The sequence below is a fragment of the Cupriavidus numazuensis genome (assembly GCF_905397435.1).
Taxonomy (GTDB): domain Bacteria; phylum Pseudomonadota; class Gammaproteobacteria; order Burkholderiales; family Burkholderiaceae; genus Cupriavidus; species Cupriavidus numazuensis.
The window spans coordinates 20,984-38,351 of sequence record NZ_CAJPVI010000048.1; the positions used below are offsets into that span (position 1 = coordinate 20,984).

The 17,368-nt window shown below is 67.5% G+C and carries 16 protein-coding genes; 15 read left to right on the forward strand and 1 reads right to left on the reverse strand.

Annotated elements, in window-relative coordinates:
• Positions 1-51 precede the first annotated feature (51 nt).
• Positions 52-882: an SDR family NAD(P)-dependent oxidoreductase gene (locus KHO41_RS30255; RefSeq protein ID WP_211956927.1), complete on the reverse strand. Its 831-nt coding sequence runs from the start codon at positions 880-882 to the stop codon at positions 52-54.
• 216 nt (positions 883-1,098) lie between these two features.
• Here KHO41_RS30255 and KHO41_RS30260 point away from each other — a divergent pair, with 216 nt between their 5' ends.
• The 15 genes from KHO41_RS30260 (at position 1,099) to KHO41_RS30330 (ending at position 17,184) form a co-directional block, all read left to right on the forward strand.
• Positions 1,099-2,286, forward strand: a complete 1,188-nt coding sequence (locus KHO41_RS30260) for a helix-turn-helix transcriptional regulator (protein WP_211956928.1) — start codon at positions 1,099-1,101, stop codon at positions 2,284-2,286.
• A gap of 1,128 nt (positions 2,287-3,414) precedes the next feature.
• Positions 3,415-4,131, forward strand: a complete 717-nt coding sequence (locus KHO41_RS30265) for an EthD domain-containing protein (protein ID WP_211956929.1) — start codon at positions 3,415-3,417, stop codon at positions 4,129-4,131.
• A 107-nt stretch (positions 4,132-4,238) separates the two neighbouring features.
• Entirely contained in the window at positions 4,239-5,135 is an 897-nt protein-coding gene (locus tag KHO41_RS30270) for a VOC family protein (RefSeq protein WP_211956930.1), read from the forward strand.
• A 13-nt stretch (positions 5,136-5,148) separates the two neighbouring features.
• Positions 5,149-6,039: a CoA transferase subunit A gene (locus KHO41_RS30275; RefSeq protein ID WP_211956931.1), complete on the forward strand. Its 891-nt coding sequence runs from the start codon at positions 5,149-5,151 to the stop codon at positions 6,037-6,039.
• 23 nt (positions 6,040-6,062) lie between these two features.
• Positions 6,063-6,863, forward strand: coding sequence for a CoA-transferase subunit beta (locus tag KHO41_RS30280; RefSeq protein ID WP_140950054.1), 801 nt, complete (start codon positions 6,063-6,065; stop codon positions 6,861-6,863).
• A 7-nt stretch (positions 6,864-6,870) separates the two neighbouring features.
• On the forward strand, positions 6,871-7,758 hold the full coding sequence (locus KHO41_RS30285) for an enoyl-CoA hydratase (RefSeq protein WP_211956932.1): 888 nt from the start codon (positions 6,871-6,873) through the stop codon (positions 7,756-7,758).
• A complete protein-coding gene (locus tag KHO41_RS30290; protein ID WP_211956933.1) occupies positions 7,755-8,837 on the forward strand; it encodes an NAD(P)H-dependent flavin oxidoreductase in 1,083 nt (360 codons plus the stop codon). The genes KHO41_RS30285 and KHO41_RS30290 overlap by 4 nt, the downstream gene beginning before the upstream one ends.
• 18 nt (positions 8,838-8,855) lie before the next feature.
• Positions 8,856-9,632, forward strand: coding sequence for an enoyl-CoA hydratase family protein (locus KHO41_RS30295; protein WP_211956934.1), 777 nt, complete (start codon positions 8,856-8,858; stop codon positions 9,630-9,632).
• A 13-nt stretch (positions 9,633-9,645) separates the two neighbouring features.
• On the forward strand, positions 9,646-10,812 hold the full coding sequence (locus tag KHO41_RS30300) for an acyl-CoA dehydrogenase family protein (RefSeq protein ID WP_211956935.1): 1,167 nt from the start codon (positions 9,646-9,648) through the stop codon (positions 10,810-10,812).
• Between the two features lie 30 nt (positions 10,813-10,842).
• Complete coding sequence (locus tag KHO41_RS30305) at positions 10,843-11,922, forward strand: acyl-CoA dehydrogenase family protein (protein ID WP_211956936.1); 1,080 nt, start codon at positions 10,843-10,845, stop codon at positions 11,920-11,922.
• A 20-nt stretch (positions 11,923-11,942) separates the two neighbouring features.
• The gene (locus KHO41_RS30310) at positions 11,943-13,094 is read left to right on the forward strand and encodes an acetyl-CoA C-acetyltransferase (RefSeq protein ID WP_211956974.1); all 1,152 of its coding nucleotides are present in this window, start codon (positions 11,943-11,945) and stop codon (positions 13,092-13,094) included.
• A 10-nt stretch (positions 13,095-13,104) separates the two neighbouring features.
• Positions 13,105-13,983, forward strand: coding sequence for an SDR family oxidoreductase (locus KHO41_RS30315; RefSeq protein ID WP_211956937.1), 879 nt, complete (start codon positions 13,105-13,107; stop codon positions 13,981-13,983).
• 11 nt (positions 13,984-13,994) lie between these two features.
• The gene (locus KHO41_RS30320; protein ID WP_211956938.1) at positions 13,995-15,167 is read left to right on the forward strand and encodes an acyl-CoA dehydrogenase family protein; all 1,173 of its coding nucleotides are present in this window, start codon (positions 13,995-13,997) and stop codon (positions 15,165-15,167) included.
• Positions 15,164-16,375, forward strand: coding sequence for an acyl-CoA dehydrogenase family protein (locus KHO41_RS30325; RefSeq protein ID WP_211956939.1), 1,212 nt, complete (start codon positions 15,164-15,166; stop codon positions 16,373-16,375). The genes KHO41_RS30320 and KHO41_RS30325 overlap by 4 nt, the downstream gene beginning before the upstream one ends.
• The gene (locus tag KHO41_RS30330) at positions 16,372-17,184 is read left to right on the forward strand and encodes an SDR family oxidoreductase (protein ID WP_211956940.1); all 813 of its coding nucleotides are present in this window, start codon (positions 16,372-16,374) and stop codon (positions 17,182-17,184) included. The genes KHO41_RS30325 and KHO41_RS30330 overlap by 4 nt, the downstream gene beginning before the upstream one ends.
• The last annotated feature ends 184 nt before the right edge of the window (positions 17,185-17,368 follow it).

Genomic DNA, 17,368 nt, shown 5'->3' on the forward strand with positions numbered 1-17,368 from the left:
GCTCGTGGTTGTTGTTGGTTGGCTGAGGGTTACGATGCGTTCGATCAGCCGTCAGAGATTCATGCCGTTGCCGACCATCACCGGCATATTGGTCCAGTTGCCTTTCGGATCGCGGTACCAGCCGGCCGCCGCCAGCGCGCCGCCGTTTACATGCAGGGCCGTACCCGTGATCCACGCCGCGCGCGGGCTGGCCAGGAACACGATGCCCTCGGCAATGTCGCGCGCCGTGCCAAACCGGCCCAGTGGGATCCAGTTCGGCATGTGATGCCGGTGCTCTTCCGCCACCACCAGCGACACCGGCACCTGCGGCGTTTCCGTGGTTTCAGGGGCGATCAGGTTGACGCGGATGCCCGACGGCGCCAGTTCGAGTGCAAGGCTTTGCGTAAAGCCGGTCAGTGCGGCCTTGAACGCGCCATAGATGCTGCAGTTCGGGATGCCGCGGAAGCCTTCGATCGACGACACGCTGACGATGCTCGCGGCCGTGCTGCGCCGGAGCAGCGGCAGCATCGCGCGCGTGACCGTGAACACATGGCGCAGGTTGACCGCGTACAGGCTGTCGATCTCCGCGTCGTCATACAGTTCGAACGGCTTGGCGATGCGTAGGAAGTCGCCGACGTTATTGACCAGCACATCGAGCGCGCCGAAGCGTTCACCGATCTGCGCGGCGAGCGAGGCGACGGTGGCCGCGCAGGTGACATCGCCGTGCACGACCAGTGCGTCCTTGCCGCCTGCGCCGAGCACGGAAGCGGCAGCATCGGCGCGGCCCGCATCGATCTCGATCACCGCGACGCGCGCGCCCTGTTCCTGGAAGGCCTGCGCGGCCGCCAGCCCGATGCCGGCGCCGCCGCCGGTGATCAATACAGTCTTGCCTTGGAAATCCATCAGTCTCAGTCTCCTCTTTTGTCGTGGTCGACAGCGGCCGTAGCAAGGCCACCCGAGGCGACTTTGAATCGCCGCGGTGGTGTGGACATCGTCCGAATGCATGGCAGGGAAAACACCGATAGGGCGGGGCCGGGCGTGGCCCTGATGCGTCCCTATAATCGCCGCTGACCCAGGTGCCGGCAGAGCGCCGGGCAAGACACCCAGGAGACGAAAAGTATGTTGATGGCCACGGAGCCGGCGCCGGACGCGTCGTCGCCCCTGTTCACCCATTCCGGCCTCGGCCTGGCGCAATTCAGCGCGCTGCTGGCAGCCATCTACGAAGGCCCGATGGAGTCCGTGCCCTGGGGCCGCGCGCTCGAAATGCTGCGCAAGCAACTGGATGCCACGTATGTGAGCTTTATCCTGCGCTCGCCGGCCAGCGACCGCAGTGGCCTGGCGGTACACGCGTCCGAGCAGGGGACCTCGCTCGAGGCGGAAGCGTCATACAACAGCTACTACTACGCCATCGATCCGTTCATCAACCTGCCCACCGACCGCGCCGTCACGGTGGACGAGGCGACCGGCTCGGGCAACTGGTGCCACAGCGAGATCTACCGGCAGTTCCTGCAGCCGCTCGATATCCGCTATCTGCTGGGCGCGGACATCCGCACCGACGACGGCGTGGAATGCCGCCTGCGCATCTGCCGTCCGCATGCGTCGCAGGACTTCAACGAGAAGGACAAGGCGGCTTGCGGCGTCATCCTGCCGCACCTGAAGCGCGCGGTCCGGCTGCATTCCCGGCTCGACGTGGTCGAGTCCGAACGCAGCCTGTACGCCGGCGCCATTGACCGGATGCTGGTGGGCATGCTGATCCTGGATGAGTCCGGTGCGGTTCTCAAGAAGAATTTCGAAGCCGACGAGATCCTCGCGGAGAATGACGGCATCCGGCTGAACGGTGGCAGCTTCGAGATTGCCTACGCGCAGGAGAGCCGCAAGTTCCAGTTCCTGCTGCGTCGTGCGCGCATGGGTCACCATGGCGGCGCGCCGGCAATTGCGGAGGCCATGTCGATCACGCGGCCGTCGGGGCGCGGGAAGCTTGGGGTGTTGATACGGACGATTCCGTTGAGCGAGTGGTCGGAGGACAACCGGCACCGGCCGGCATGCGCGGTGTTTATTCGCGATCCGGAGCGCAAATCGCGCGCCTCGCATGAGGTAGTGCGGAAGCTGTTTGATCTCACTCCTGCGGAGACGGCGCTTGCGCTGGTGCTGGCTGACGGGTTGACGCTTGATGAGGCGGCTGTTGAGTTGGGGATCAGCAAGAACACTGCTCGGGCGCATTTGAGGGCTATTTTTTCCAAGACTGGGGTGACGCGGCAGGCTACGTTGGTCAGGACGTTGCTGAGTAGTGTGGTGGCGTTGGGGTAGGGGTTGGCAGGTTAACGTTCTTGGCAGGCGCCGCTGTTTCGCCGGCGTAGCCGGCGGGGCTTCTCAGTGGGGTCAGGTTGTCGCTCTTCGCTGGCGCGGCTGTTTCGCCGGCGTAGCCGGCGAGTCACTTTTGTCCGAGCGACAAAAGTAACCAAAAACGCGTTTTGGTTGCCCCAAAGGGGCGAATTTTTATCGTAGTGTGCGGAGGGTGTTGTACGGGTATGGGCTTCAGAGTGAATTACGCTGCCTGCCGCGAGGGGCACTACCGTGAGTGGGAATACAGCGCTGATTGAACGAGCCCTGCAAGCGTCTGTGGCCCCAGCTGCTGGCGATATCGTGTGATCGCCTTCGGCTGCGCTACGCGCAGAGCTCAAGTCTGAGCACACAAGTCCAGGGAAAACCACGCCTCGGTGACGACGCCCGCGCATGGCATGCGCGAAGTCGAGAAAGGACCTCGGACGAACCGGGGCGCCGGCGATGCTGATGAGCTTGCACCCAGACTACGACGCGCGCGCAGCGCAGCCGAAGGCGTCCCACCACTGATCTGATTGAAACGCTGTACCCGAGTCCGTCTTGGGGATCGTCCAAAAGCCGTGCCGCGCGAGGCACAGGTTCTGACTCACATGGCGTAGCAGGGTCGAACCACTGACCACCATCGCAGGCGTCCAAAGCCGTTTGAACCACTGCCACCGTGGAATTGATGGCCAGCGGCAACGACGCGCTTTTCTGCCTACTCTTTTGTCGCTCGGACAAAAGAGTAGGTCGCCGGCTACGCCGGCGAAACAGCGGCGCCTGCCAAGAACAAAGCCCCATTCCCAACCACAAATCCCCCGCCAGCTACGCCAGCGAAACAGCGGCGCCTGCCAAGAACAAAGCCCCATTCCCAACCACAAATCCCCCACCAGCTACGCCAGCAAAACAGCGGCGCCCGCCATGAGCGATAACCCAACTCCAACGAGAAAGCCGCTCCCGCCGACATCCCCGTATACCCGGTAGTCCACTTGAGGTATGCCCCTCATCCCCCAGCCTCCTAGCATCCTCGCGAACCCCTGAACGCCATCCGCAATGTCGTTCTAAACGGACCGTAAAGGTCAAAACCTGCAATCCCTTCGCACAGGAGCCAAGAGCATGGAAAAGGTCATCTACGTAGTCTGGCGCGACCCCCGCACCAAGCCGGAGACATTCGCACACGACCTGCGAACAAACCTGGCACAGCAACTGCTGCAACTAGGCGCCCGCGGCGTACAGATCAACGTACAGGACGAGGACGTGGCCCCCGCCACAGCCCTGCGGCAAGTGAACACACTCCCCCAGATGGACGGCCTGGTCTCCATCTGGGTCGACAGCGCCATCACCAGCCTGCGCCGCCCATTCGACGACGCCGTGCAGGTCGCCACCGGCCGCATGGCCGGCTATCTCGTCACCGAATCCCAACCCATCCGCAACACCCGACATCCCGCGCGCCCCGGCGAGCGCACGCCGGGCTTCGCGCAGCTGGCGTTCCTGAAGCGCCCGCCGCGCCTGACCCACGAGGCGTGGCTCGACACCTGGCACAACCGCCACACCCAGGTGGCCATCGACACCCAGGACACCTTCCTCTACGTGCAGAACGTGGTCGTGTGCCCGCTGACGCACGGCGCGCCGCCGCTCGACGCGGTGGTCGAGGAGGGCTTCCCTGATGCCGCCATGACCGACCCGCAAGCGTTCTTCGATGCACCCGGCGACGAGGCGAAATACCAGCGCAACCTGGCCGCCATGATGGAAAGCTGCCAGCGCTTTATCGACTTCGACAAGATCGACGTGGTGGCCAGCAGCCAGTACATCGTCAGGCCGCCAGCCGCCTGAATGCCGCGAGAATGCGCCGGATCCGGCTAGTCCGCTAGGACGATGTGCCGGCCGGCTGCGCACGGAAGAATGGTCTCCATACCGATATCGAACCAGAGGAGACCAGCATGTTGGACATTCGTGCGCTTGGCTACATCGTGGTCGAGTCCACCGACCTAGGACAGTGGCGACACTACGCGGAACAGGTGCTTGGCATGGCCTGTTCCGGGGCTCCGGGCGGCGCGTTGTACGTGAAGATGGACGAACGCGACTACCGCTACCTGATCGTCCCCGGCACGCGCGACCGCTACCTGGCTTCCGGCTGGGAACTGGCCGACGAGCAGGCTTACCGCCACGCGCTGGCTACGCTGCGCGTGGCGAACGTGGAAGTGGTGCAGGCCAGCGCCGCCGAGCTGGCGCAACGTCGCGTGCAGGCGCTTGCCTGGTTTGTCGACCCGTCGGGCAACCGCCATGAGATCTCGTGGGGCATGCGCTCGGATTTCCTGCGCTTTGTGTCGCCGATCGGCGTGCCGCGCTTCATTACCGATCCGATGGGTGCCGGCCACACCGTGCTGCCGGCACCGGCCTTTGACGAGACCTATGCCTTCCTGCGCGATGTGATGGGCTTCGGCCTGTCGGACATTTACCGCGTGCGCTTCTCCAACGATCCCGCCGAGCCGGAAAAGCGCATCCACTTCCTGCACTGCGCCAACGCCCGCCACCACAGCCTGGCGATCTTCGAGATGCCGTCGGAAGCGGGGTGCATCCACGTGATGGCCGAAGTGCCGGAGATGTCCGAAGTCGGCCGCGCGCTGGACCGCGTGCAGCAGCACGGCGTGAAGATGTCCGCCACGCTGGGCCAGCACTGCAACGACCGCATGACATCGTTCTACATGAAGACGCCGGGCGGATTCGACCTCGAATACGGCCATGGCGGGCTGGTGGTGGACTGGAGCCACCACGCCGCCTACGAAGCCACGCGCGTGAGCCTGTGGGGACACGACTTCAGCATCGGATACCGCTAAGCCCTCAATACCTATGATCAAGACAATCGACAAGACCATGAGCGCGGCCGATGTGGTCGGCCAGCTCGCCGATGGCATGACCATCGGCATCGGTGGCTGGGGCCCGCGCCGCAAGCCGATGGCAATGGTGCGCGAGATCCTGCGCTCGCCGCTGAAAGACCTGACCGTGGTCGCCTACGGCGGCCCTGAAGTGGGCATGCTGTGCGCGGCGGGCAAGGTGCGCAAGCTGGTGTTCGGCTTCGTGTCGCTCGACGTGATTCCGCTCGAACCGTACTTCCGCCAGGCGCGCGAGCGCGGCCAGCTGGCGGTGACGGAGCTGGATGAGGGCATGCTGCAACTTGGCTTGCGCGCCGCTGCCGCGCGGCTGCCTTTCCTGCCGACGCGTGCGTCGCTTGGCACCGATGTACTGGACAGGAACCCCGAACTGAAGACAGTGCGCTCGCCCTATGCAGACGGCGAGGTACTGGTGGCGATGCCGGCCATCGAGCTGGACGTGGCGCTGCTGCACGTCAATGAGAGCGATGTGCTCGGCAATACCCGCATCGACGGTCCAGATCCCTTCTTTGATGAATGGTTCGCGCGCGCCGCAGGCCGCTGCTACGTGAGCTGCGAAACGCTGCGTCCCAGCATCGAGGATGAAGACCTGTCGCGCGCACGCGGCAATGCCTTCGAACGCTCGCTCGTGACCGGTGTGGTCCACGCGCCTGGCGGCGCCCATCCCACGTCCTGCGCTCCGGCTTACGGCTGGGACCTGCCCGCGCTGAAGGCGTATTGCGCCAGCGCCGAAGCCGAGCACGGCTTTACCGCCTACCGCAACGAGGTGGTGGGCACGAGCGAAGCTGCCTACCTGGAGCGCATCGGCGGCCTCGGCCACGTGCATGACCTGCCGCTGCCCGTACTTTGAACCCGTCAACTCAAGGAGCGACCGTGAGCGCCACTTATGAATTCACACGCGCCGAGCTGATGATCGCCGTCGCTGCCCGCGCCTGGCGCGACGATGGCGAGGTGCTGGCCACCGGCATCGGCACCGGCCCGCGCATTGCCGCCGGCCTGGCGCGCCTTGCGCACAACCCCGGGCTGCTGCTGACCGACGGCGAAGCCTACCTGGTGGAATCGCCCGTGCCGCTGGGCCCGCGCGAGCCCGGCTACAAGGTCCGCGCAAGCGGCTGGATGGGCTACTCGCGCGTGTTTGACTGCCTGTGGGGCGGACGGCGCCATGCGCTGGTGATGCCCACGCAGATTGACCGCTTCGGCCAGGCCAATATCTCGTGCCTCGGCGGCACGCACGCACAGCCGAAGACCCAGTTGCTGGGCGCACGCGGCTTTCCCGGCAACAGCATCCATCACGCCAATTCCTTCTTCGTGCCGGCGCACAGCACGCGTGCCTTTGTCGCCGGCGAAGTCGACATGGTCTGCAGCACCGGCTACAACCCGGCGCGCCAGATCGAAGGCATGCGCAGCTTCGTCGACCTGCGCGTGATCGTCACCGACCTGTGTGTGATGGATTTCGGCGGCCCGGACCATGCGGTGCGCGTGCGTTCGCTGCACCCGGGCGTAAGCCTGGAGCAAGTGCAGGCGGCTACCGGCTTCGCGCTGGCCAACACGGCCGGCGAGGTACTGCCCGAGACTGCGCCGCCCACGCCGGAAGAACTGCGCCTCATCGCGCAGCTCGACCCGCACAACCTGCGCGCGACCATCGTGCGTGGCAACCCTTCCGGACGCGCGTGAGGCAACCATGACAACGCCAGCCATCGAGCCCATTGCACTGGGCCCCGACGCCGAAGTGCTCTACCACGTGGCGGACGGCATTGCCACCGTCACCATGAACCGTCCGCAGTACCACAACGCGCAGAACTCGAAGATGACGTATGCGCTGGACGAGGCCTATCGCCGCGCCGCGTCGGATGACGCGGTCAAGGTGATCGTGCTGCGCGGCGCCGGCAAGCATTTCTCGGCCGGGCACGATATCGGCACGCCTGGGCGCGACATCAACGAGTCGTTCGAGCGAGCCTCGCTCTGGTATGACCACGTCAACAAGCCCGGCGGCGAATTCCTCTATGCACGCGAGCAGGAGGTATACCTGGGCATGTGCCGGCGCTGGCGCGAGCTGCCCAAGCCGACCATTGCGATGGTGCACGGTGCCTGTATTGCCGGCGGGCTGATGCTGGCGTGGGTGTGCGACCTGATCGTGGCGTCCGATGACGCGTTCTTTGCGGATCCGGTCGTGCGCATGGGCATCCCCGGCGTCGAGTACTTTGCGCATCCCTATGAGCTGCATCCGCGCATCGCCAAGGAATTCCTGTTCCTTGGCGAGCGCATGAGCGCGGAGCGCGCCGAGCGCATGGGCATGGTCAACCGCGTGGTGTCGCGCGATGCGCTGGAGGACACCGTCTACGGCATGGCCGCGAAGGTCGCGCAGATGCCGCGCCTGGGGCTGACGCTGACCAAGCAGGCGGTCAACCATGTGGAAGACCTGCAAGGCAAGCGCACGGCGATGGACGCCGTGTTCGCCTGGCACCACTTCGCGCATGCGCACAACGAACTGATCAGCGGCGACAAGCTCGGCGGCTACGACGCGCGCGCCATGGCGGCATCGCAACGTCCGGGGGAGGGCAAGTCATGAGCGCGTCCAGCCTGCATACGGTGCTGTGCGATCTGCTCGGCTGCCGCTATCCCATCGTGCAGACGGCGATGGGGTGGGTGGCTGATGCGAAGCTGGTCGCGGCCAGCGGCAATGCCGGCGCCTTTGGCTTCCTGGCCGGCGCGACGATTCCGCCTGGCGAGGTCGAGCGCGAGATCCTGCGCGTCAAGGCGCTCAGCGACAGGCCGTTCGGCATCAACTTCCACATGTTCCAGCCAAACGCGGATGAGGTCATCGAGATGGCCATCCGCCACCGGCTGCGCGCGGTCAGCTACGGGCGCGGGCCGGACGCGAAGATGGTCGGCCGGCTCAAGGCCGCCGGTGTGGTCTGCATGCCGACCGTCGGCGCCGCCAAGCACGCCGCCAAGGCGGTGGAACTGGGCGCGGATGTGGTCACCGTGCAGGGCGGGGAGGGCGGCGGCCATACCGGCGGCACGCCAACCACGCTGCTGCTGCCACAGGTGCTCGACAGCGTGCGCGTGCCGGTGGTGGCCGCTGGCGGCTTCTTCGACGGTCGTGGACTCGCGGCGGCGCTGGCATACGGCGCAGCCGGCGTGGCCATGGGCACACGCTTCCTGATGTCGAGCGAATCGCCGGTGCCGGCGCAGACGCTGGAGCGCTACGTCAAGGTGCGTGATCCGGCCAGCATCCGCGTGTCGCTGGCGATTGACGGCCTGCCGCAGCGGATGATCGACAACGCGCTGCTGCTGGAGCTGGAACAGGCGGGCCCGTGGCGGCGCACCTGGCTGGCGCTGGGCGCCGCGCGCAAGTGGCGCGCACGCACCGGGATGAGTTCGGCACAGATGCTTGCCACGGCCTGGCGCGCGATGCGCGAGCACGACTATAGCGCCGCGCAGACGCTGATGGCCGCCAACGCGCCGGTGCTGATCCAGCGCGCGATGGTGGAAGGACATCCCGACGACGGCGTGCTGCCGAGCGGCCAGGCCGCTGCGGCCATCGGCGCCATCGAATCGTGCGAGCAGATTGTTGCCGGCATCGCTGCCCAGGCACAGGTGCGGCTGGCCGCGTTGTCCGGCAACGGGCTGGCTGCCGCCGCCTGACCACAGACAGAGGAAACCATGCAAACGAATCAAACCGGCCAGAAAGCGCCGTTCCGCATCTATGTCGGCGACGGCATCGCCGAACTCGTGATTGACCACCCGCCGGTCAACGCGCTCGACAATGCCGGCTGGCATGCGCTGGCACGGGCGATCGACCGCCTGGGCGACGATCCCTCGGTGCGCGTCATCCTGCTGCGCGGTGAAGGCCGTGGCTTTTGTGCGGGTGTCGACATCAAGGAACTGGCCACGTACCCGCAGCGCATCGTCGACGTCAACGCCGGCAACTACGCAACCTTTCGCGCCGTGCACCGCAATCCCAAGCCGGTCATCGTCGCCGTGCACGGCTTCGTGCTGGGCGGCGGTATCGGCATCTGCGGCGCGGCCGACATCATCGTCGCGTCCGAGTGCGCAAGCTTTGGCGTGCCGGAGATCGACCGCGGCGCCATGGGCGGCGGCGCCCACCTGCAGCGCATGTTCGGTGTGCAGAAGGTGCGCGCGATGTACTTCACCGGCGAGATGATCGATGCGGCGGAGGCTTTCCGCCTCGGTGCGGTCGAGCGCGTGGTGCCGCGCGACGCGTTGCGCGACGAGGCCCTGGCGCTGGCCCGCAAGATCGCCGCCAAGAGCCCGGCCATGCTGCAGCTCGCCAAGGAAGCGCTGAACGGCGTCGAGGACGGCAACCTCGAGGACAAGTACCGCTGGGAGCAGGGCTTCACGCTGCAGGCTTATATGAGCGCCGATTCCGGCGAGGCGCGCGCCGCCTTCGTGGAAGGCCGCGAAGCCCGTTTCGCCTAGCCTGGGAACCGCCATGCATCTCGAATACACCGACGCCCAGCGCGCCTTCCGCGCCGAGGTCCGCGCCTGGATGGCCGAACACGTGCCGCGCACGCCGCTGGCAAGCTTCGATACCGAGGAAGGTTTCGCGCAGCACCGCGCGTGGGAAGCCACGCTCAACCAGGGCCGCTGGAGCATGGTCACATGGCCGTCCGAACTGGGCGGGCGCGGCTGCGATCTGATCGAGTGGCTGATCTTCGAGGAAGAATACTGGCGTGCCGGCGCGCCGCTGCGCGTCAACCAGAACGGCATCTTCCTGCTGGGGCCCACGCTGATGGAATTCGGCACCGAGGCGCAGAAAGCGCGCTTTCTGCCGCGCATGGCCTCGGGCGAGCACGTCTGGGCGCAAGGCTGGTCCGAGCCGAATGCCGGTTCCGACATGGCCGCGATCCGCTGCAGCGCGGTGCGGCAGGGCGACGACTACGTGATCAACGGCCAGAAGATCTGGTCGACCCGCGCGGTGTGGGCGGACTGGCTGTTCGGCCTGTTCCGTACCGATCCTTCGTCGTCGCGCCATCATGGGCTGACCTTCATTCTGGTGCCCCTGAACACGCCCGGCATCACCGTGCGGCCGATCCGCCAGCTCAACGGGCAGACGGGCTTTGCCGAGATCTTCTTCGACGAAGTGCGTGTGCCGGTGGAAAACCGCCTGGCTGCCGAAGGCGCTGGCTGGCAAGTGGCGATGGCTACCGCCGGCTTCGAGCGCGGCCTGATGCTGCGTTCGCCGGCGCGCTTCCAGGAGACCGCGCGGGCGCTGGTGAAGCTGTACCAGCAGCACAAGGCATCTGCTGACCGCGATCCGTCGTTGCGCGAAGCGGTGCTGCGCGCGTGGATGGATGCAGAGGCTTACACGCTGTCCACCTATGCCACCGCCAGCCGTCTGGTGCGCGGTGGCCATATTGGCGCCGAGTCGAGCACGAACAAGGTGTTCTGGTCCGAGCTGGACATCCATATGCACGACACCGCGCTGGCCATTCTCGGCCAGGCAGCCGAGGTTGCGCCAGCCGACCAGCCGTCGGGCTCGCTTGGCCACTGGCTGGATGGCTTCCTGTTCTCGCAGGCCGGGCCGATCTACGCCGGTACCAACGAGATCCAGCGCAATATCGTCGCCGAGCGCCTGCTCGGCATGCCGCGCGCGTAACGAGAAAAACGGCATCCGAGGGGAAACACGATGGATTTCACTTTCACCGAAGAGCAGGAACAGTTTGCTGAAGCGATCCGGCGCTTCCTGATGACCGAGATGACGCCCGAGCTGACCCGCGAGCTGTGGGCCACCGAATCCGGGCGCTCCGATGCGCTGTGGCGCCAGCTTGCCGACCAGGGCATGGCGGCGTTGATGGTGCCGCAGGAGCAGGGCGGGCTGGGACTGGGCGAGGTCGAATGGGCGCCGCTGGCGCAGGCGTGCGGCTATTTCGCGCTTCCCGAGCCGTTGCTCGACACCGCGCTGGTGGCGGCGGCGCTGCTGCGCGATGCGTTGCCGCTCGTGCAAGACGACGCGGCGCGCGACCATTGCACGACGCTGCTGGAGCGCATTGCCGGTGGCCATGCGCGCGTGGCGGTGGCGCATCCGCACGAGCTGCTGGTGGCCGACGCCCACGTGGCCGACGCCATCCTGTGCGAACACGAAGGCGCAGTGCATCTGCTGCGGCGGGACCAGGCCGTGCTGACGCCGCGCGCGGGGCTCGATCCTTCGCGCCGCCTGTTCGAGCTGGCCTGGACGCCTTCCGGCGATACGCAACTGATCTCCGCTGCGGCAGCCGCTGCAGCGGGCCTGTGGGACGGCGCGCTGAACCGCGGCGCGCTCGGCGTAGCGGCACAACAGCTGGGCCTGACGCAGCGCATGCTCGATCTTGCGATCGACTACAGCGCGCAGCGCAAGCAGTTCGGCAAGGCCATCGGCACCAATCAGGCAGTCAAGCACCTGCTGGCGGACGTGGCGATCCAGCTCGAGTTCGCCAAGCCGGTCCTGCACCGGGCCGCCAGCGCGTTGGCGCAAGGCCTGTCGCAGGCGGGCCTGCATGTGTCGCATGCCCGCGTGGCGGCCGCGCGCTGCGCGTGGTCCGCGGCGCGCCAGGCCATCCAGGTGCATGGCGCGATGGGCTACACGTGGGAACTCGACCTGCAGATCTTTACCAAGCGGGCCTGGGCCCTGGCAGGAAGCTGGGGCGATCGGGCCTTCCACAAGGCGCGCCTGGGCGCGCACATCCTGGACGGCGCGCATGACATCGGCGCCGGCGCCACCTTTGCCTGAATCCGAAGAGAGTCATGACCATGAAACACGCCTATATCGTTGACGCCCTGCGCACGCCCACCGGCCGCCGCAAGGGCGGACTGTCGCACATGCACGGCGCGGACCTCGGCGGCCTTGTGCTGGCCGAGCTGGTGCGCCGCAATGGCATCCCCGCCGAGGACTATGACGACGTGGTGTTCGGCTGCGTCGACACCATCGGCCCGCTGGCCGGCAATATCGCCCGCAGCGCATGGCTGGCCGCAGGCCTGCCGCTGGCCGTGCCGGGCGTGACGGTGGACCGCCAGTGCGGTTCGTCGCAGCAGGCCGTGCATTTTGCCGCGCAGGCGGTGATGAGCGGCACGCAGGATGTCGTGATCGCCGGCGGCGTGCAGACCATGACGCAGATCCCGATCTCGTCGGCCATGCTGGCAGGGCAGGCGCTGGGGTTCTCCGACCCGTTCTCGGGCAGCAAGGGCTGGCAGGCGCGTTTCGGCGATGCGCCGGTGTCGCAGTTCCACGCCGCGCAGCGCATTGCCGAGCACTGGAAGCTGTCGCGCGAGGCGATGGAAGCCTACGCGCTGGAGAGCCACCGCCGCGCCGCGGCTGCGATCGAGGCCGGCCACTTCGCGCGCGAGATCGTGCCGTGCGAAGGCGTGAAGCATGACGAGACGCCGCGCCCCGATACCACGCTCGCCAAGATGGCGGCGCTGGAGCCGCTGATGCCGGGCAGCGCGCTGACCGCCGCTGTATCGAGCCAGACCGCCGATGCGGCCGCCGCGCTGCTGATCGTTTCCGAAGACGCGCTCAAGCGCTACCAGCTCACGCCGCGCGCACGCATCGCCCATATGAGTGTCATGGGCGACGACCCGCTGTGGATGCTGACCGCGCCGATCCCGGCGACGAAGCGGGCGCTCGAACGCAGCGGACTGAGCCTGGCCGACATCGACGTGGTGGAGATCAATGAAGCCTTCGCCTCGGTGGCGATGGCCTGGCTCGCGGAGACCGGCTATTCGGCCGAGCGCACCAACCCCAACGGCGGCGCCATTGCACTGGGCCATCCGCTCGGCGCCACCGGCGCGCGTCTGATGACCACGCTGCTGCATGAGCTGGAGCGCACTGGCGGCCGTTACGGCCTGCAGACCATGTGCGAAGGCGGCGGCCTGGCGAACGTCACCATCATCGAACGACTGTAAGGAGAACGCCATGGGAATCTGCGACGGACGCACCGTTATCGTCACTGGCGCCGGCGGCGGGCTGGGCCGCGCCTATGCGCTGGCGTTTGCCGCCGAAGGCGCCAATGTGGTTGTCAACGATATCCGGCGCGAGGCGGCCGAGGCCGTCTGCGCCGACATTCGCACGGCTGGTGGCAGCGCACTGGCGAACGATGACGACATCACGCAACTCGTGACCGCGCAGCGCATCGTCGACGCGGCTGTGGCGGCGTTCGGCGAAGTGCACGTGCTGGTCAACAATGCCGGCATCTGCCGCGACCGCATGTTTGTCAGCCTGACGGAGGCCGACTGGGACGACGTCATGCGCGTGCACCTGCGCGGCCACTTCTGCCTGGCCAACCTGCTGGCCAGGCGCTGGCGCGATGCGGCCAAGGCCGGCCAGTCGGTCGATGCGCGCATCATTAACACGAGCTCCGGCGCGGGCCTGCAGGGCTCGGTCGGACAATCGAACTATGCCGCGGCCAAGGCCGGCATTGCCGCACTGACGCTGGTGCAGGCCGCCGAGCTGGGCCGCTATGGCATCACCGCCAATGCGCTTGCGCCGGCCGCGCGCACCGGCATGACCGAGCAGGTGTTCGCCGACATGATGAAGGCGCCGGAAGGTGGCTTCGATTACTTCGACCCGGCCAATGTCGCGCCGCTGGTGGTGTGGCTTGGCAGTACCGCTTCGGCGCAGGTCAACGGCCGCATGTTCGAGGCGGCCGGCGGCATGATCTCCGTCGCCGATGGCTGGCGCACCGGCCCCAGCGCCGACAAGGGCGCGCGCTGGCAACCCGCCGAACTCGGCGCGGCGGTGGGCGAACTGCTGGCTCAGGCGCAGGCGCCGCAGTCGGTCTACGGCGCGGCCTGAGCGTGACGGCCATGGATTTCTCCCTTTCCGTCGAACAGCAGATGATTCGCGACAGCGCGCGAGACTATCTCGCCGCGCACAGCGATTCGGCAGCGGTGCGGCGCGTGACCGAAGCCGGCCCCGCCCATGACGACGCGCTGTGGCGCGCGATGGCCAGCGAACTCGGTTGGTGCGGCATCGCGCTGCCCGAGGCCGTGGGTGGTGCCGGCCTGGGTGCGCCCGGGCTGGTGCTGCTGCAGGAACAACTCGGTCAGCGCCTGGCGTGCGTACCGTTCTGGTCCACGGTTTGCGTGGCGGCACCGCTGCTGCAGGCCAGTCTCGGTCCGCGCGGCAGCGCGCAATGGCTGGAACGGCTGGCGTGCGGCGAAATCCGTGCCGCCGTGGTGCTGCCGGACAATGGCGGCTGGCGATATGACGGCGTTGCCATGACCGCGCAGGCTGGCGCGGATGGCTTCGTGCTGCACGGAAATGCTGCGCAGGTGGCCGATGCCGCCGGTGCGGACTGGCTGCTGGTGCCGGCGCGGCTGGAGGATGGCAGCGCTGCATTGTTCCTGCTTGAGCCCGTCGCCTTCGCAGGCGACGCACGCTTCTCGCTGCAGCCGCTCGATACGCTCGACCGCACGCGGACGATGGCCGCGCTGCGGCTGGACGGGCTGCCAGTCAGTGCCGGTGCCTTGCTCGCACGCGGCGACGCCGCCGCGCAGGGCCTGGCGCACGCCTGGTGGCACGGCAAGCTGATGCTCGCGGCGGAACAGCTCGGCGCGGCCCAGCAATGCCTGGACCTGACCGTTGCCTACGCATCGGAACGTATTCAGTTCGGCCGCGCCATCGCCTCGTTCCAGGCAGTGAAGCACCGCTGCGCGCAGATGATGGTGCTGATCGAAGCGGCACGGTCCGCGGTGTATGGCGCGGCCAACGCATGGGATGACGACGATTCGTCCCGTGCCCGTCCCGACATCGCCGCGGCCTCGATCGCGGCCGACGACGCGCTGCGCTTCTGCGCGCAGGAGGCTGTCCAGCTCCATGGCGGCGTCGGCTTCACCTGGGAGTACGACCCTCAGCTCTATTTCAAGCGCGCGCAGGCGGCCAGCCACTGGCTCGGCGGGGCGGGCGTGGCACTCGATTACATCGCCGATGTTTCCCAAGACGCGGATAGCGAGCCGGGCGCGGGGAGGACAGCATGAACACGAATGAAGACGCGGTATTTCGTGCCGAGGTGGCGCGGTGGATGTCCGCCAACCTGGCTGGCGAGTTCGCCTGCCTGCAACACCGCGGTGGCCCCGGTGACGAGGAGGCTTATCCCGAGCTGCGCAAGGCCTGGGAGCGGCGCCTCGCTGAAGGCGGCTGGACCGGGCTCGGATGGCCACGCGCGCATGGCGGGCGCGAGCTGCCGGTGATGCAGCAAGTGATCTTCCATGAGGAATACGCGCGCGCCGGCGGCCCGGGCCGCATGGGGCATATCGGCGAAGGGCTGATCGGCCCGACGCTGATCGCCTTCGGGTCGGAGGACCAGAAGGCGCGCCTGTTGCCGGGCATCCGCAACGGCACGACCTTCTGGTGCCAGGGCTATTCGGAGCCCGGCGCCGGCTCGGACCTGGCCAATGTGCGCACGCGCGCGGTACGCGACGCGTCCACCGGCGACTGGCTGGTGAGCGGGCAGAAGGTGTGGACCTCGCTCGCGCACGAATCCGACTGGATCTTCGTGCTGGCGCGCTGCGAGCCCGGTTCGCACGGCAGCAAGGGGCTGATCTTCCTGATGCTGCCGCTGGACCAGCCCGGCATCGAGATCCGGCCGATCCGCCAGATGGGCGGTGGAGCCGAATTCAACGAGGTGTTTTTCGACGGCGCACGCGCGGCGGCCGCCGACGTGCTCGGCGAGCCCGGCGACGGCTGGCGCATCGCCATGGCGCTGCTCGGGTTCGAGCGCGGCATCTCCACGCTGGGCCAGCAGATGCAGTTCACGCATGAGCTGGAATGGGTCGCGCAGGCCGCGCGAGACAACGGCAGCAGCCGCGATGCGGTGGTGCGCCAGCGTATCGCGCGTGCCTGGGCCGGGCTGCGCGTGATGCGCGCCAACGCGCTGCGCATGCTGGCCGGCGCGGCGCAGGCCGGCGCCGACGGCGGCACCGCGCTGCAGCGCGAGGCGCTGATCTACAAGTACTACTGGTCCAACTGGCACCGCGACCTCGGGCAACTGGCGCTGGACGTGCTGGGCCCGCTGGCCAACGTGCTCGACACCGGTGAGACGGGCGATGTGCGCCGCACGCGGCTGCAGCAGATGGCGCTGTTCTCGCGCGCCGACACCATCTACGCCGGTACCAACGAAATCCAGCTCAACATCATCGCCGAACGCGGACTCGGCATGCCCCGCGAGGCAAGAGGACAGTCATGACCCCGAACACCGAAACCATTGGCCTGCCGGCCGCGCCGGCCTACGTACCCGGCCATCAACTGCTGGCTGGCAAGAGCGTGCTCATTACCGCGGCCGCCGGCGCCGGCATCGGCTTTGCCGCGGCGCGGCGCTGCGCGGAGGAGGGCTGCCGCGCGCTGATGATCTCCGACATCCACGAAAAGCGTCTGGACGAGGCGGTCGCGAAGCTGCGCGCGGAAACCGGCCTGCAGTCGATCTATGGCCAGCTTTGCAATGTCGCGGACGACGTGCAGGTGCGCGCACTCGTGGCGGCGGCGGAAGAAGCGCTGGGCGGGACCGACGTGCTGATCAATAACGCGGGCCTCGGCGGCTCGCGCCGCCTAGTCGAGATGGACGATGCCGAGTGGTCGCGCGTGCTCGATATTTCCCTCACGGGCACTTTCCGCATGACGCGGGCCATGCTGCCGCACATGCAGGCGCGGCGTCGCGGGGCCATCGTCAACAACGCTTCGGTGCTGGGCTGGCGCGCGCAGAAGGAGCAGTCGCACTATGCCGCGGCCAAGGCCGGGGTGATGGCGCTGACGCGCTGCAGCGCGATGGAGGCCGCGGAGTTCGGCGTGCGCATCAACGCCGTGGCGCCCAGCATCGCGCTGCACGACTTCCTGAAGAAGTCGGCGCCGGCGGACCTGCTGCGGCAGCTCAGCGAACGCGAAGCGTTCGGGCGCGCGGCCGAGGTGTGGGAAGTGGCCAATGTGATGGTGTTCCTGGCGAGCGACTACGCCTCTTACATGACGGGCGAAGTGCTGCCGGTGAGCAGCCAGCGGGCTTGAAGCACTGACAGATTGCTGCAGAGCGTGCTCCATCTCTAGCTTGCGCGAGTGGAGCTACTGGTTTTCGCCCCTCTCCCATTTATGGGAGAGGGGCGGGGGAGAGGGCGGGAGTCACCACGAAGTGAGGGGCTACGGTGCTTGCCATACGCCTGCCCTCTCCCCCAGCCCCTCTCCCGCAAGCGGG

Excerpts from the sequence above, each read along its gene's own strand:
- KHO41_RS30260 (WP_211956928.1), top strand. The coding sequence starts at position 1,099 with ATGTTGATGGCCACGGAGCCGGCGCCGGACGCGTCGTCGCCCCTGTTC.
- KHO41_RS30270 (WP_211956930.1), top strand. The coding sequence starts at position 4,239 with ATGTTGGACATTCGTGCGCTTGGCTACATCGTGGTCGAGTCCACCGAC.
- KHO41_RS30265 (WP_211956929.1), top strand. The coding sequence starts at position 3,415 with ATGGAAAAGGTCATCTACGTAGTCTGGCGCGACCCCCGCACCAAGCCG.
- KHO41_RS30300 (WP_211956935.1), top strand. The coding sequence starts at position 9,646 with ATGCATCTCGAATACACCGACGCCCAGCGCGCCTTCCGCGCCGAGGTC.
- KHO41_RS30295 (WP_211956934.1), top strand. The coding sequence starts at position 8,856 with ATGCAAACGAATCAAACCGGCCAGAAAGCGCCGTTCCGCATCTATGTC.
- KHO41_RS30305 (WP_211956936.1), top strand. The coding sequence starts at position 10,843 with ATGGATTTCACTTTCACCGAAGAGCAGGAACAGTTTGCTGAAGCGATC.
- KHO41_RS30290 (WP_211956933.1), top strand. The coding sequence starts at position 7,755 with ATGAGCGCGTCCAGCCTGCATACGGTGCTGTGCGATCTGCTCGGCTGC.
- KHO41_RS30310 (WP_211956974.1), top strand. The coding sequence starts at position 11,943 with ATGAAACACGCCTATATCGTTGACGCCCTGCGCACGCCCACCGGCCGC.
- KHO41_RS30285 (WP_211956932.1), top strand. The coding sequence starts at position 6,871 with ATGACAACGCCAGCCATCGAGCCCATTGCACTGGGCCCCGACGCCGAA.
- KHO41_RS30255 (WP_211956927.1), bottom strand. The coding sequence starts at position 882 with ATGGATTTCCAAGGCAAGACTGTATTGATCACCGGCGGCGGCGCCGGC.
- KHO41_RS30320 (WP_211956938.1), top strand. The coding sequence starts at position 13,995 with ATGGATTTCTCCCTTTCCGTCGAACAGCAGATGATTCGCGACAGCGCG.
- KHO41_RS30315 (WP_211956937.1), top strand. The coding sequence starts at position 13,105 with ATGGGAATCTGCGACGGACGCACCGTTATCGTCACTGGCGCCGGCGGC.
- KHO41_RS30275 (WP_211956931.1), top strand. The coding sequence starts at position 5,149 with ATGATCAAGACAATCGACAAGACCATGAGCGCGGCCGATGTGGTCGGC.
- KHO41_RS30325 (WP_211956939.1), top strand. The coding sequence starts at position 15,164 with ATGAACACGAATGAAGACGCGGTATTTCGTGCCGAGGTGGCGCGGTGG.
- KHO41_RS30330 (WP_211956940.1), top strand. The coding sequence starts at position 16,372 with ATGACCCCGAACACCGAAACCATTGGCCTGCCGGCCGCGCCGGCCTAC.